Here is a 15,281-nt window from a genome sequence, read left to right on the forward strand (position 1 = left end):
AATATGATATTTCCAAAATAAGATTTTTTTATATTCATACGTTATCAAGTTCAAAATGTCAATTTAGATTAGTTTTTTTTAATTTAATACACATTTATAATTTTCCAGTTCCCTGACTTTTGTAAAGTAAAACAATATTGAAAGCTATCCGTTGACTTCGAAATGACATCTAGATACTTAGCCACAACTGAAACTTGAATACTATCTCCTTTTTGTTGATAAACAATCCCAGCCAGCTCAGAAAATTTTAAATTGGTATTGATTGGTGGCATTGCGTTATTTTCAACATAATACTCAAGTTCTTTTTCTGGTGCTGTCGGATAAAGTTTGAAAAACGTCTCTAAAAATTCAGTGATTTCTTCCGTTGTTTCGGCATCAATTTTTGAATCACTTTCTAATTGTTTTGCCTCATATTTTGCCTTCTCTGGTTTTCCAATCATAGTAGGTAAATTAGTCACAATATAATTTCCCTTTTCGTCTTTATAGATTGTCACTCGATAAGCAGAAGAAGTAGGTTGTGACTTTTCCTCTTCTGTAATCTTTTGATTCACTAAAAATGAAATGACAAATTTTGTTGACTGTTTTTCAACACTTAAAATTTTCACAGATTCAACCTCTGAACTAGTTGGAATGTCCGCTCTAACCATATCTTGGCTCAATCCTAATCCTTCTTCTGTTAAATATTGACTAAGTGTACTCACTCTCTTTTCAATTGCTTCTTTGTTATTCTTCCATGAAAAGTATTCTTTCGCAAAATCGATCGTAAAATTCTCTACTCCTGAGGTATTTACTACTTCCTCTCTCACTACTACTTTTTCATGAGTCGTATGCTGATCAATCGCAGTAAAATTCTTGTAGATACCAAAAGACACACTACAAAAAAGTAAAATCCAAAGAGCAGTCACTATTTTTCGATGTTTGCCCACTGATACTATCCGTTCTTTCTTCTGTTTAGAAATCTTCTCCTTTTGACTTCGTTCAATTTTTATCTTCATCGTGATTCCTCTTTTCTATTGTTTATATCGTCCAGCGCCAATGATATGCTGTTGCCAATAGGTTTCTGTAAGATTGGTCCATCCCACTGGATCACCCGCATGGAACATTCGATTGTCTCCTGCGTAAATGCCCACATGAGTGACATAAGTACCCGCATCATAAGTGGAGTGGAAAAAAATCAAATCTCCTGGTTTAGCATCTTTCAGGTCAATATGAGTCATGGCATCATACTGATCTTGTGCGACTCGCGGAAGCTTCAGACCAACTTTGGCATAACACCATTGGGTTAATCCACTACAATCAAAACCTGTTTCAGGACTCGAACCACCAAATACATAAGCAGTACCTTCATATTTAAACGCCTCATCGAAAATTCCCTGAACCGTTTTATCATCAAATTGTGTCGTAGTCAGGTATTGTTTCACCAACAAACAATAAAACATATTCCCGTAGTTATAGCGCCAGCCACCATTTTCCTTAATCGCAATTGGATTGGAATAATGAACCTTTTGTCCTCCTGACTTTTCTTTTGAAAAAGATTCAGCTAAAGCAAAACGATGCTTTTTACCATTTTTTGCCACATGATCCAAATACCCGCCACCATAGTTATAGGCCTGAATGATACTATCTTGATCACATCCTAGCTCCTTTGCCCGCTCGACTAACGAAGCAAAGTAAACACACCCTTGTTTGATAGATGCTTCTGTACTCAATGAATTTGGAGGTAGCCCTGCCGATTCAGAACTTTGCATCACATCTTCCATCGTGCCGCCTGATTCTATTTGAATAATCGCCAAAAGAATCGGAACATAGTCTAATATGTCCGATTCCTTGGCATATTTCTCTACAAGCGAACGATGCTTTAAAACTGCCTCTGAAACACTGCTAGACCCAGCAGAAGAACCATTGCCACTACTTCCTTCACTATCGTCACCAAACAATAAACCGACACACATCACAATCCCCATAAAAGAAATCATTAGAATAGTTAGGGTGATTGTACTCAATTTCTTTATTGTCATTTTTCATCACCTTGCCTTAACTTAGCTCTATTAGAACGATTCTTTTGATAATGAAGGCTTTTTTCTTTTGCTAAAGTGGATTGATTTTTCAATTGTTGGCTACGCGTTAATTTTCGATTTACTGGCGAATGAATAGTTTGTTGGAGAATTTTACGTTCAACTTGTGGTTTCCTGCTTTTCTGCGAATCTTTTTCTAGTTGACGGCGATCCTTTGAAGGACGTTGCTTTGTAGTGACAAGTTCTTTCGCTGACACATTGGTTCGTCGATTAAAGGTAGAATCTCGCTGAGCACCCAACACTTGACGCTTTTCATCCATTATTTTTTGCCGTTGTTGTCGGTGATTGTCTCGTTGTTTCTCTCGTTCTTTTTTCTCCCGAACAAGACCTCGCTTAAATTCTTCTGGTGCTTTTTTTGTTTTTTCTATTCCTGTATGAAGAAGATATTTCAAGTTCATTGGTGTATCAGACAACTGTTCTTTTGCTTGTTTGGCTTTATCTTTTATTCTGGCTTTTGAATCAAGTGCCACACCAACTTTTCTACCCACTAAGTTCATTCGTGAAGGTTTCTTATTACTAACTACCGGATTTTGTTCCGTCATATCAGGGACTAATTTTTGGCTATCTTGCATGGACTGGTTCTTTCGACTAGATAATTTAATGGTTTTTGAACCATTTTTCACTCTTGAAGGATTGGCTGCTAATTTCCCGCCAATTGCAGCACCCTCACCAAAAGCTAGAGTTCGTCCAACATTTCGATTGAGTTGTCGTAATTTTCGATTCATCAACATTTGAGGTCTCCGCATGACAAGTCTCCCCATTGACTGACTATCATTACTTTGAAGATTGAACATACTCATAATGTCGCCTAATTTGAAATAGATACCGGCAAAGGTCACGATTTGAAGAAACGCAACCATAAAGAACGGGTAAGTAGCTGAGATATTGAAAAACATCGTGGAGATACTAAAAGCAGTCGTAATTACTAAGGTGACCCCTGCTCGCATCATAATCGTATTGAACAAACGAATAATCGCCTTTTTTCCCAAGCTCTCATAAGTTGGTAGCATCGATAATAAGAAGCTGATTGGCAGAAACATAGCGAAAATGATAAAGAGAATTTGGGAGAACAACATAATCCCCGTCAATAAGAAGACAAAGAATGAGATACCAATATTAAACAACACCAAAAAGGCCACGGTCCCTAATCGGTTCATGGTCTTTGTAATACTTAGATTCGCATTGTCGTTGTCTTCAATTTCAGCTTTTACCGCTTCTTCTCGATCCTTTCCCTTATTTTCATCCGGACTCACAGATAAAATCTTATTGACCCGGTCTTCACCAATTTCTTCAATATTGGAATCATCAAATTGCAACAAGAGCCAGGGTTGTTGAACTTGAATCGAAAACAAACTATCTCGAATCAAATCAACGCTATCCTTTCCTTGACTTTCAGAATTAGGGACGACAATCTTAGTTCCTAACGTAAGAGCTGCTTCACTAACATCCGAACTGAATTCATTGATTTTCGTGATATAAGTTGGTGCATATGCAATAAAGGAACCGGACAGCAGAAAAATCACCACAAAATTAATCACTGCTCGTACTGCTTTAGTGGCTTCACGTTTAAGTAATCCAGTATAAGCCACATACATTCCCAAAGACAAAATCATCAATAGCAAAAAACCAAAGTAAAAACCCGAAGTCTGCATACCATTTTCATTTATTCCAGCCAGTGTTTGAATATTTTTTCCAATACTTTCTGCCGTATCCGAAATAAAATCCAACTTGTAAGCTTCTTGTACCACATACCCAGTCGCATTTGATAAATACAAACTAACGGTCCAAATAAAATTTGTAATGGCATAGAGACCGTACATTACACTTTTCCCTAACCCATCGCCCCAGTTCCAAGGTAACCAGTCCCATGAACTATCTACAAAGAAATCCAATTGATAGTTATCAAGTGAATACTGAGAATAAAGATTACCATCTTTAACGGTATCATCAACTAATCCAGTTGCTTCCACTACTGTACCAATCAGACTCGAAAGAAGTAAAATGGTGCAGAGACTAATTGCAATTATTCCCACAATTTGGAAAAAGTTCTTTTTCATCTCCTCACTCCGTTCTTCCTTGAATAGGCGGACGAGTATCAAAAGCATAGAAGAGTTCTTCAAAGACTGGATGTACTTGTACCACACCAACGCGGCCATACAAATCTTGCATCAAGCATTGGCCATTTTCCAAATCCCGCAGACGCTTTTGATTGCTTTCATCTTCCTGATCCAAACCGAAGAATTCTAACGTCTTCTTTATTTCATGAATATCCGTGCTGCGAAAGGCAAACTTCAGTCCAATATTATTTTTCAAACGTTCATCTAATAGATCATCACTATTTTGAGTGACAAAATAAACGCCGGCATTCATGGCCCGGCCAGCACGAACTAGTTTATTCGAAAGAGTTTTTCCTTGGGCAACTTGAAGGAAGCTCCAGGCTTCATCCAAATCTACAATTTTAAAGATTTCACGATTGCTATGGATAAAATCTAAGGCAAAGGTCGAAATGACGATCAACATGGAAACACTAAGCAATTCCATCGTGGTGTATTCTTCAAATGTAGTCTCCGCATCTGGTAAAACCAAATCTGCCACCTGAATGATATTCAATTGTTTATCTAAGCTAATCGATTGTGTAATTGAACCATCTGAAAAAAGTAAATGCGCAAAATCATAATCAGTAAACGATTCAATATGATCGGCAATATTTTCCGCAACTGGTGTCCCATCGTTTCGAAGCTCGGTAATGACTTGTAACAACCCACATTGATTGCTTTGGGTAACGGTTCGAATAGCTTTTCGTAAAACGGGAAATTTCTCTCCATCCCGGCTGGAAATACCAGTTAAGAAAGTCAAGATATCACTTGCTAGACTTTCAGAATCCTTCTTTTTCTTCATGATCACATAGGGATCAAGTAACCCTTGATTTTCTGGTTTACTAGTTAGATTGAGGATATTAATTTCACTTGCAATTTCTGGCAAGGTTTCTTTCCAGCTACCGCGCTCTCCTTTTGGATCAACAATTACTGCTTGACCGCCAAATAAGACAGCATAATAGACTAAGAGATTGTTACTAAAAGATTTCCCACCACCTAATGAACCAAGAAAAGCGGCAGCCAGTGCATTAGTGATAGAACCTTTGACTCCTTGTGAAGCCAATGCCGGTTTAAGATACACATTGCGTCCGGTATCCGCATTGTAACCAAAGTAAATTCCCTCCAATTCTCCTAACATTTGAGTTGCCCCGAAACCAAGTCCGGCAAGAAAATCAGAAGTGACATATTGGATATAGTCGTTCATGTATCGCTTACTAGCTGGCAAAAACTCTTCATGTAGTCCTATCATATCGCCAAAGGGGCGAACCAATTTTACGTTGGTATCATCGTAAAAATCTAAAACTTCATCACACCGGCGCTTTAATTCGTCCAATGATTCTGCACTCACTCGAACAACATAGCTTAATTTATACATGGATTCTTTTGATTGATCCAAGGTATTTTCTAGTTCATCTACTGAATCCAAGGCATCTAGAACATTGGAATTGGTTTCATTGTCGGACTGGTACGCATGATTGTCTAAGTCTTTCAGTTCTTTTTTCTTATTGCGAACTGTCGCCAGTGCCTTTTTATTCGTCACGATTTCTACATTCATACTCGTGTCGATTGGGAAAGTGAATTGTTGTTGCTGATAATAGAAAAGTTCCGAGGAAGGAAACTCCATCTCACCGACAATCGTATTAATCGTTAGATAGGCCACATAAGATTCATGATTCTCGTGCTCCATTCGTAAATACCGTGGCTTCTCTTCAATCAAACATCGACTTGGACGAAGTAGGTCATATCGCTTTATCAATGTTTCAGATTTTAACTTTTTCTTAGGTAGTTGAAATTCATATTCTTCAAACGGTGTTCCCTTTTCTCCATAAATATGTTCAATCAAATAAGTCAGATCACTAGGTGTTACTCGTCTTACTTTGAATCTACGAGCCAATTTACTTTCCATCAATTTTTCAAGCTTAGTATACCGTCGAATTTCTTCATTGGATAAAGAAACAAAATCACCCATCAAATGATGATTGACCCCATAAACAAACTCTTGAAGTCCGGAAAAGAAAGAGTTCTTGATATTTTTCAGGTTTACTTCTTCATCTGTCACAATTAGTTTGAAGCCAATAAAAAAACGATAGTCAATTTGACTATCGCCAATCATAGATACTAAAGCATCCGTCTGTAAGTCGATTCTCTGTTCTGCGACTTCTTTCAAGCGACCAGTAATTTCCTTTTTCGATCGTTCCTGCGTGGCACGAATACTACTTTCTGTTGCAATCTGTAAAGCATGGATCTTCCCCTCACGATTTTGCGCAATCAGTTGACGAAAGTTATCATGAACTTGATATTTCTGTTCAGGAGATAAAAAAGAATAATTGTACGGAACTAGTTCATAGTAAGCAAAGCATTCCCCCTCTTGATTAAAAACAAGATTATTTTCGATATATTTAATCGGATACATAATTCACACTCCTCACTAGGGTGATTGGTTCATCCCATCGTTTTTTCTGTTCTTTAACTTTTTTTCCCGCAAATGTAACCTTAAACCGCAAGCGATAACTAATAAAGGATCGTAAAAATCCTAATGGTTTCTTTCCATCAAAGGTCTTTTGTGACATAAACCAAGTGACTGCCACTGGTATCCCTAAGTATTTTAAAAATGCCCCCTCTATCATAGATAGCGGAGGCACATGGGCAAATACAATGACAAACAGCAAGGATAAGACAAACCAAGCCATCTGATTAAAGGTTATAGGAAAAGGCAGCTGAAAGTCATTTATCGCGTAAATGACTTTTTCAACTGCCCAGATACTGGTATAACTTTTTATTTTTTTCATAATAAACCCCTTTCTAAAATCCATCAACAATAAAATGTTCAAAAATAATTAAGAAAACTGTTCATACTCAATGTATAGATAGAAAAAAGGATGATAATTTGGAACAATCCATGTTATCATCCATCTTTTTCTATGCATAAACTACTATTTTTTCAGAGCGTATAACTCTAATTCTAAACAAATTTATTACTGTATAGAATACTGTTATTTTCTACTCGAATTTAACTTCTTCATTTAATGTTTGGAAAATGTCTTGTTTCACTTGAATATCCAATTGATTTACTATCCAACCATTCAAATTACAGTTACGGATAAATTCATCAATACGATTAACTCCATTAATTTCTTTCAAAGTAACTACAACTCCAAATCTGAGCCCCTCTCCATCTTTTGGGTCTAACCTGTTTGTTGTTTTTACTTCCATTCCCCAATTCTTATTGTTTTGATAAGATTTTTTCATTTGTTTATTTGGTTTAGGTACTTCAGCGATATATTTTACATTATCCCACTTTCGGAAATTTGAACGAGCATCAACTTCAAGAAGTAGAAACCTGTCTTCGAGATTCACTTCATCCTCATTTTGTCGGTCACCTTTGATATCTTTAATTTTCCCATCATCTTTGATTCTTCCAAAATGAATATTTAATTCGGTATTCGTATAATCAACCCCTTGCCCCCGATTACAAGTTGGGAAGTAGCACATTGTTGCTCTTGCTACATAAGGGTATTTATTTTCAGTCAAAGGTACTGGAAAACTATAATTATACGAATTCCATTTTTCACTTACATCAGTCACAAGAAATTTGATTTCATCATCTGCAGTTTGAACTATATCTTCGATTCTTATTGGAACCGTTCCGTGTCCGTATAGAGAGATTTGTTCCGGCGTAGGTTTGTCGTTCCAGCCTTTTGCTGAATCAATAATCATAGCCTTTGCAAGTTCTCTGTTTAATCCTAATATATCAATAAGATACGATAACTTCCTTGCAATCCAAGGTGCAGCATATGATGTACCTGACACCTTCGCCTCCCCTAAAGGCTCACAGACAGTAATATATTGCTCTTCACTACCACCGTAGTAACTTACGTCAGGCTTCGCGAAGAATGATAACGCAATGCCTCTTCTAGAATAATTTGTAGAAAGTCCTTGCTTTGTTACAGAATTTACAATCATTCCATTTATAGAATCAGCGGGTGATCCAATTTTTTCAATATCTGGAACTGTTTTATTGGTTCCTGCTATTACAAAAATAACATCATACTGGAATTGAATTTGATCCAAAACTGCAGCCTCTGCAGAAATGAAATTATCATTAATTTCTTGATTACTACCTAGTGAAATATTCCAAACCTTGATATCCAAGTTAGATGACACAATTTCTCTGATTTTTTTTATGATGGTAAAGGAAGAAAAATTTCCACCTGTTGCTATTCCAAAATGTCGTACTCTAAATCGACCACACCCATCATCTAACCAAGGATTTAACTTTGGTCCATCTACGATAATTGAGGAAACACCAGTACCATGTCGAAAATCTTTCGCTTCAATTGGTATTTCCATGTCAATCATTTGATGATATTCTACCCAGGTACTAAAATACACCCGATTATCAAAAAGTGTATCAATTACGCCAATAGTTGGTTCCCCATCTGGATCTGGAATACTCATTAATACATCTGAAAAATCATCAACAAAATCACTAGGTGACATTTCAGATAAATCTTCAGTTGCCATAGATACTAAATAAGGGGCTTTTTCATATAAGATATTTAGTTCATTCTCATTCAGAAATACTGTTTGGTCTCCCAATACACGTGAGTTGATTATATCAATTCCTAATCCTTTAAGCAGTTTACGAACATCCATATTTGTATCAAATAAAGTAACAATACTTTCGCTGTTCTTCCTATCAGCTAAATCAACTTCAAAATTTTCAATATAGGATACATCTGCGATAACTTGCTTGAAAAGTGACTTACTGATAACTGAGTTCTCAAATTTGATACGTCTAATTATTGCCGCATCATCAAAACTCTCCTTGTCTATTGAACCATTATAATGCTCAATTAATATTTCTTTTGCACTTTCAAGTAACCTTATTGTTTTTTCAAGATCAGAAATTGATAAATAATAAGTAATTATATGTTTTGTTTTATCGTCATTAAATTTTGCACCTACAATTGCAGCATTTGAGTTTACTCCCTTTAATAAACCCGCAATCCGATTGCTTTTAGCAACTATTTTACAATAGTGGACACTTATTAATACCCCCGAAAATGGTCTGGATTCTTTTAACCAAAATTTCTTAATTTGATCTATTTTATTTTTTAGCAAATCCAAGCTACTAACAGCTACATCACGTTGACTATTCATATTTGCCCCACCTGGTCGGCCTGATCTAGCTGCTTGAACAAACCTTTTACCTCGAAGTTCTAATACGTTATTCGCCATCTAACTTATCCTCCATCAATTTTCTAGAGACACTACTTTTTGAATCTCCCGTCAACTTTTCAATTTCTCGGACAGTAAAACCTTGCTTATGCAATTCTTTGATACGTGTACTTTCAAGATTCCCAATAAGATTATTATACAGTCTTCTTAGATAATCATATCCATTTTCAGTATCGCTAAATGCCAATGAAGTTTTTATAATATTTTTCAAATCCCCAGGATATGGTAGGTCTGGGGAAACATTAAGGATTTTTCTGAATAGTCGTACATCCTTAGAGATATTTTTAAAGTTCTTAGAATAGGAAGCAAAAAAGTACTCGCCTACTTCAATAAGATCTTGTTTTGAATATCTATTGAAACTTATAACCGCATCAAAACGTCTAGAGAGGGCTTTGTCAAAATTGGAAAATAAATTTGTAGTTGCAATTAATACGATTTCGTTGTTCAAATCAGTCAATCGATCTAACTCTCTTAATATAGTGGAAGTTACACGCCCCATTTCACGTACATCATTTTGATTTATCCTATCCAAAGCTATAACATCGATTTCGTCAAACAGAATAACGGTTCTATCTGGATAAGGTAATTTATTAATTTCTTGGAATACATTAGATATATTTTTATTAGTCTGACCAAGTCTACTATCAATTAGGTTATCGAAATCAACATAGTATAGTGCTCTACCTAAAAGTCTAGCAACTTGCTTAGCGGCCTCTGTTTTGCCACTCCCAGGCACTCCTTCAAAAAGAAATTTATTAATACCAATATTGTGATGTACAGCATTAATGATTCCCTTTATGTCTTCAGTAATCTCAACAGGTAAATTTAATGGTGACAGATTATTTGTATCAATCGTTTTAAGAAGGTCACTTTCAAAGTCACTCGCTTGCGGAGTATACAGATTTGCCTCGGCTATCAATCCCATTATATACTCTGCCAATTGATGGTCCCCCATACTATCAAACCGTTTAGCAATCTCGATCGCTTCGTTTCTAAAGGCATTTTCGTTTTTTTCAACATGGTACTTAATTAGATTTAAAATATTTTGTTTTCTCACGATTTGACCCTCCTATCTTAACAAGAGCATAACACATTTCGGGACAAAAATACATATATTGGGACAAAAATGTGATTTTTATTCCATTTGCTATGTGAAGCAGACAAAAATACCTTTATACCAATAAAATATTTCTTAATAAGAATTTCTAGACTATATATTCAAACACACCACGACTAGTTACCAGATAATTTCCTTCAATCTCCAAGTCACGGCCATAAGCCTCATAATCAATATAATTCTGAAGATTAGTCGGTACCTCACCCAAAACACCAGTTTCTTCAATCAAATAATACGCCACATCACTCATATCATTACAATCCGGATAACAAATAATATCATCCACATGTTCCACCATCTCCTCAAAAGAATTGAAGAAGGCATGTTGAATTTCTGAAGCAACTTCTCCGATTGGGGTTCCGTCTAGCTCTTCTGCTAGTTCACACAACCGATTAATCTCTTCAATCGGTGTGTATTCATCAATCTCAAAAGGAAGTTCATAATCATGAATCGCATACTCCTCGTGTTCATCGTTTAGTCCAATACGTTCTTTAACTTCATCAAAATCAACAGGTGGGGTAAACCACGCCCCCACCAGCTCTCCTTCATTATATTTCCCAAGGTTCGCAATATAAATTCGCATCTGCTCCATAGTCTGATTCCTCCTTATGCGCCGACAATCCGGTTAAACAAATTGAGTAGAACATCTTTCACGCCCGCTGCATTAAAGACCAATCCTACCGCAATTAAAGCAATTACCAAGAAGCCAATCAGTTTGGAAAACTCACGTTTGAAGCCTAAAAACAAACCAATGATCACAATCGCCAATAAAACTAAGGATTGGGCATTGGTTAAAAACCATTGATATAAATTCTGTCCAAAATTCATTTCATCACTTTCCTTTCTTTTCCATTACTCGGTCTGCAGCTTCACTTACATTCATCAAACACATCACGGTGACACCAATTATGTCACCACCGAATACCAATAAAATAACTTTTACAATTCCCATACTGACTCCTCTTTTCATATAATTAAGTTTTCAATCGCCATACTTTGTTGCTCCAAAATCTTTTTATGCCGATCCGATAACTGAGCATTCTGTACCATATCAAGAATATAAGTTGTCTGATTTAACCGATCTAACTCCTTAGCCATCTTCCAAGTAGGTGCTACTTGTCGCCCCAGCCAGTTTAACGTTCTTTCAATGGTATACGGCTTCGGTTCAGAAGTCAGTTGAATTTCCTTGCGATTTCGCCCGATAAAGCGACCCCATTGTTCATTTAGCGGCCAGTTCGTTCGCCGTTTCCCTTCGACTTTATCTGCAAATCGTAAGTAGCGGGTAATAATGGAAAATGCGGTACTTTCAATACTTCGCCCTTTTAACAAATCTTGTATCGCATGATAAGCACGATCATTTTTCAATCGGATTTCAAAGCGATTCTTCGTTTCAGTCTGGTCTAATGGAATCCCCAATTTGATATATTGCTCATAGTCTTTTTCGTACAAACAAAAATAAACCTCACTCTTGAGGCTCCCGATATACAAAGTATTTCCCATCCCATCTTTTTCATCTGATTTTAAAAGTTCACCCGAATGGTAACTCTTAAAGGTACGAAACAAAGAAATACATTCTTCCTTCTGACATTTTCTCGTTAATTCAGGAATATTCAATAATCCAATCCGATCATTGATTGCTAAATCCAAGCGTTTCATCACGCCCCCTGCTTTTAGACAATCATCGAAGAAGTCATACCAGCTACGTTTTTGAGCGAGCAAAAAGGTTTCAAATTGTCGACACCCTCGCCCCTTCAATTCCAAAAGAACTCCTTTCTCTTCCTCATGAGAAAGCATCACCACAATATCACCCATGATGTATTGTTCTTGGTAAGAATAAAAGGCATAGTCTTCATGAAGCATATAGTCAAATTTCAAATGCAAAATCTCTTGCACAATCTTTCGGGCATTCGTTGTGGGAAACCGAATTCTCACGTAATCAAATAGTAACGTCAAAGGCAAATCAGGATTAAAACTTTCCAATTGGTCGAATACTTTTCTCATTGTCTTCGCAGATGCCGTCACGCCACCATTTTCCATTTGATTCAAATAGGGACGACTCAATCCACAAGCAGTAGCCAATTTATTTTGAGAAACACCATATTGAGTGCGTCGCTCTTTTAATAAACGATAATCTAAGTTTCGTTGTGCCAAGTTCTCACCTCCAAATGAGTATGTTAAATTTTTCAAATGAGTTAACATCGGGTCAAACAGCTAATTATTCTTGCTATAACAACAATTCTTAATCGCTGCTTGCTTGTTTTTTGTGTTTTTGTACCCCCCTGTTAGATACGGGGGGTGAAACATCATGGCCGGCTAACGCCGTCCATGAACAGGCACAGCACCGCAGAGGATTTCTGCTTCGCAAATCCCCCGCGGTCAGTGCCTATCAGTTTGGTTACTTAGTTGTCATTCATCCGTAATGCCATCTGCCTCAAGCTCTGCTTTCATTTCTAACAAGTATTGACGAATATCCAGTTCTTTCGCTTGGTCCGCAATCCGTTCAAATTCTGCGATTACTTGATTTATTTCAATTCGAGGATCACTCTCCTCGTCCATCAAATAAGGATCACTAGCGACTTTCACCCCATTCTTGCGAATTTCAAAGTTTAGCCAACGTAATTGCTCTTCCAATTCTGGGTCTGACTGAATCTTTCCAATCACCCAATAAACTTCCCCAATTAATTCATCATAAATCATGGACCTCCGCCTCCTTTAATCTTCTGGCAATATCAAAAACGACCGGAACTGTTACAGAATTTCCAGCCTGTTTATACAACTGACTATCTGAATTCACTTTTGCTGCTCTTTCAAAAGCCCAGTCAGGAAATCCTTGTAGCCGCCAGCACTCTCGCGGTGTCAATTTACGTATCTGATATTCTTCTGTGAGAACTGCTTGTTGGTCTCCTGTCAGTAAAGTATGAACACTCTGTTTTCCAAGACGACCACGGCGACTTTTAGAACGAGGAAAAGCCAGGTTCACACTATCCCCTGGCTTGACTTCTTGATATTCTGTTTCATTTTTGCGAACCATGATTTTTGTGCCACCTTGTTTCGTGGACAAGGTTGGCGCTGTTCCAGTGATATCATAAACTCGTTTATCTTGTTCATAATTTCCAGGCAACATACCCGCCACCAATATGCTCTCCTTTACTGGCTGAGCAATTTTTATACTCTCATCACCTGTTAGTGTTGGCGAAATACCGTCTGAACCATAGACTTGCCCACCCATCCCGCGATTGGAGGGATTAATATTCAGCAAGTTTCTGATTTTTTGATCAGATGCTGCAGACGATCCAAGGATAGGAAATACTTGTTCGGTACATGCGTCTCGAGAATGTCCGATAAGAAATACTCGCTCACGGCTTTGGGGAACGTAGGCCTTTGAGTTAAGCACCTGCCATTCCACATCATACCCCAATCCATCCAACGTTCGGAGGATCGTTTCGAACGTAGCCCCTCCTTCGTGATTAAGCAATCCTCGGACGTTCTCAAGGAATAAAAGCTTAGGTTGGAGAAGAGCGGCGAACCGAGCGATTTCAAAGAATAGAGTACCTCGAGTATCGGAAAATCCTTTCCGCTTTCCCGCAATTGAAAAAGCTTGGCACGGAAAGCCACCGCAAAGGATGTCAACTGGTCCGAGGGATTGAACAAGCTCGTCTGGTACACTTGTGATGTCATACATTTCCACCTCCTCTTTCGTATTATGGATTGCCTTATAGCTACGTCTAGCAAATTCATCAATTTCACAAAAGCCGATACAGTGATGTCCAGCTTGTTCCATGCCAAGACGAAAACCACCAATACCGGCAAATAAATCTAAAAAAGTCATAACTCACCCATTTCTTTGCAAAGAAAAAAGCCAAGAACATTTTCGTTCTTGGCTCATAAATAACTGTTTTACCTTTCTATTTCTTATCTAATCCAACCAATTTTCTTTGTTTTTCATTGGCTTGATCGGCAATATACTTAATTACCATTTTAAATTCTTTCGCAGTAGCCTTTTCTGATAAATCAGCAATGCTCTTATTATATTTTTTTACAATATTCGTTACTTGTTCTTTCTCAGTCATGTAATTGAACCTCCAAATCTTCCTCACTATACTGTAATGGCAAAAATAACTCAAGATTATCTGCGGCATAATGAACTTCAGAAATATTATTCATATAATCTTTGATAATGATATGAAGCAATACATCTGGATGTTTGCTCTTTACTTTTTCAATATTTTCTCTTGATTTAAAAAAAGCATTAATGAACGCTTTTTTCGGAACATGGCGACCTTCCGCAATTTCGCGCTTTTGAGTAAAATGCCATGCAGTCTTCGGATCTTGATAAACATAGAAAATTGTTACTCGAAAATGATTTTTCAATGCTCGAGAAATATTTTTTTCAGCACTCAATATAGCAAATGTAGCATCTAATATAAATGAATAGCCATACTCCAAAACATATTTGAGGGACTGTTCAACTAACCACGAAGATGCTTTTTGGAAAAGGCTAGAATTTTTCCCATTGTAATCAGGAAATTGTGTACGAAAAAAATCGGCATCAATAATCACATGATTATCATAATTTTCAGCCAAGCCAATCGCAACTTCTGATTTTCCAGCACCAGGACTTCCAGCCATAAAGACCGCATCTCGACCAGCTTCAGGGGACTTTCCTTCGATAATACAAGAAATAAACTTATCCTTATTTGCTTTTGCGTATTCTAAATAAGAATCATTCATTTCCACTTTTTTCCTCCCCTT

Annotated in this window: 14 protein-coding genes and 1 pseudogene; all 15 read right to left on the bottom strand. The window is 37.1% G+C overall.

Annotated elements, in window-relative coordinates; translation table 11 throughout:
* Window positions 1-83: 83 nt before the first annotated feature.
* The gene (locus IGI50_RS09800; RefSeq protein ID WP_438776839.1) at window positions 84-995 is read right to left on the bottom strand and encodes a conjugal transfer protein; all 912 of its coding nucleotides are present in this window, start codon (window positions 993-995) and stop codon (window positions 84-86) included.
* Window positions 996-1,010: 15 nt separating this feature from the next.
* Window positions 1,011-2,018, bottom strand: a complete 1,008-nt coding sequence (locus IGI50_RS09805; RefSeq protein ID WP_161900047.1) for a bifunctional lytic transglycosylase/C40 family peptidase — start codon at window positions 2,016-2,018, stop codon at window positions 1,011-1,013.
* Window positions 2,019-2,310: 292 nt separating this feature from the next.
* Window positions 2,311-4,132, bottom strand: a pseudogene (locus IGI50_RS09810) (CD3337/EF1877 family mobilome membrane protein); the annotation flags it as partial.
* 4 nt (window positions 4,133-4,136) lie between these two features.
* On the bottom strand, window positions 4,137-6,584 hold the full coding sequence (locus IGI50_RS09815) for an ATP-binding protein (RefSeq protein WP_438776840.1): 2,448 nt from the start codon (window positions 6,582-6,584) through the stop codon (window positions 4,137-4,139).
* Window positions 6,571-6,960, bottom strand: coding sequence for a conjugal transfer protein (locus tag IGI50_RS09820; protein ID WP_438776841.1), 390 nt, complete (start codon window positions 6,958-6,960; stop codon window positions 6,571-6,573). The genes IGI50_RS09815 and IGI50_RS09820 overlap by 14 nt, the downstream gene beginning before the upstream one ends.
* 211 nt (window positions 6,961-7,171) lie before the next feature.
* Window positions 7,172-9,412: a S8 family peptidase gene (locus tag IGI50_RS09825; protein ID WP_438776842.1), complete on the bottom strand. Its 2,241-nt coding sequence runs from the start codon at window positions 9,410-9,412 to the stop codon at window positions 7,172-7,174.
* Window positions 9,402-10,469, bottom strand: coding sequence for an AAA family ATPase (locus tag IGI50_RS09830; protein ID WP_438776843.1), 1,068 nt, complete (start codon window positions 10,467-10,469; stop codon window positions 9,402-9,404). Before IGI50_RS09830 ends, IGI50_RS09825 begins: the two co-directional genes overlap by 11 nt.
* 148 nt (window positions 10,470-10,617) lie before the next feature.
* The gene (locus tag IGI50_RS09835) at window positions 10,618-11,121 is read right to left on the bottom strand and encodes an antirestriction protein ArdA (RefSeq protein ID WP_438776844.1); all 504 of its coding nucleotides are present in this window, start codon (window positions 11,119-11,121) and stop codon (window positions 10,618-10,620) included.
* 14 nt (window positions 11,122-11,135) lie between these two features.
* Window positions 11,136-11,357, bottom strand: coding sequence for a hypothetical protein (locus tag IGI50_RS09840; RefSeq protein WP_438776845.1), 222 nt, complete (start codon window positions 11,355-11,357; stop codon window positions 11,136-11,138).
* Between the two features lie 4 nt (window positions 11,358-11,361).
* Window positions 11,362-11,499: a DUF3789 domain-containing protein gene (locus IGI50_RS09845; RefSeq protein WP_438776846.1), complete on the bottom strand. Its 138-nt coding sequence runs from the start codon at window positions 11,497-11,499 to the stop codon at window positions 11,362-11,364.
* The gene (mobT, locus tag IGI50_RS09850) at window positions 11,496-12,680 is read right to left on the bottom strand and encodes a MobT family relaxase (protein ID WP_438776847.1); all 1,185 of its coding nucleotides are present in this window, start codon (window positions 12,678-12,680) and stop codon (window positions 11,496-11,498) included. Before mobT ends, IGI50_RS09845 begins: the two co-directional genes overlap by 4 nt.
* A 255-nt stretch (window positions 12,681-12,935) precedes the next feature.
* Window positions 12,936-13,226 carry a hypothetical protein gene (locus IGI50_RS09855; protein ID WP_438776848.1) on the bottom strand — a complete coding sequence of 97 codons (291 nt, stop codon included), beginning with the start codon at window positions 13,224-13,226 and terminating at the stop codon, window positions 12,936-12,938.
* On the bottom strand, window positions 13,216-14,358 hold the full coding sequence (locus tag IGI50_RS09860; protein ID WP_438776849.1) for a DNA cytosine methyltransferase: 1,143 nt from the start codon (window positions 14,356-14,358) through the stop codon (window positions 13,216-13,218). Before IGI50_RS09860 ends, IGI50_RS09855 begins: the two co-directional genes overlap by 11 nt.
* A 76-nt stretch (window positions 14,359-14,434) precedes the next feature.
* On the bottom strand, window positions 14,435-14,599 hold the full coding sequence (locus tag IGI50_RS09865) for a hypothetical protein (protein WP_202622208.1): 165 nt from the start codon (window positions 14,597-14,599) through the stop codon (window positions 14,435-14,437).
* Complete coding sequence (locus IGI50_RS09870; RefSeq protein WP_161900057.1) at window positions 14,592-15,266, bottom strand: zeta toxin family protein; 675 nt, start codon at window positions 15,264-15,266, stop codon at window positions 14,592-14,594. Before IGI50_RS09870 ends, IGI50_RS09865 begins: the two co-directional genes overlap by 8 nt.
* Window positions 15,267-15,281: the final 15 nt, after the last annotated feature.

Origin of the sequence: Enterococcus sp. DIV0170 (genome assembly GCF_051710765.1) — a bacterium.
GTDB lineage: Bacteria > Bacillota > Bacilli > Lactobacillales > Enterococcaceae > Enterococcus_A > Enterococcus_A raffinosus.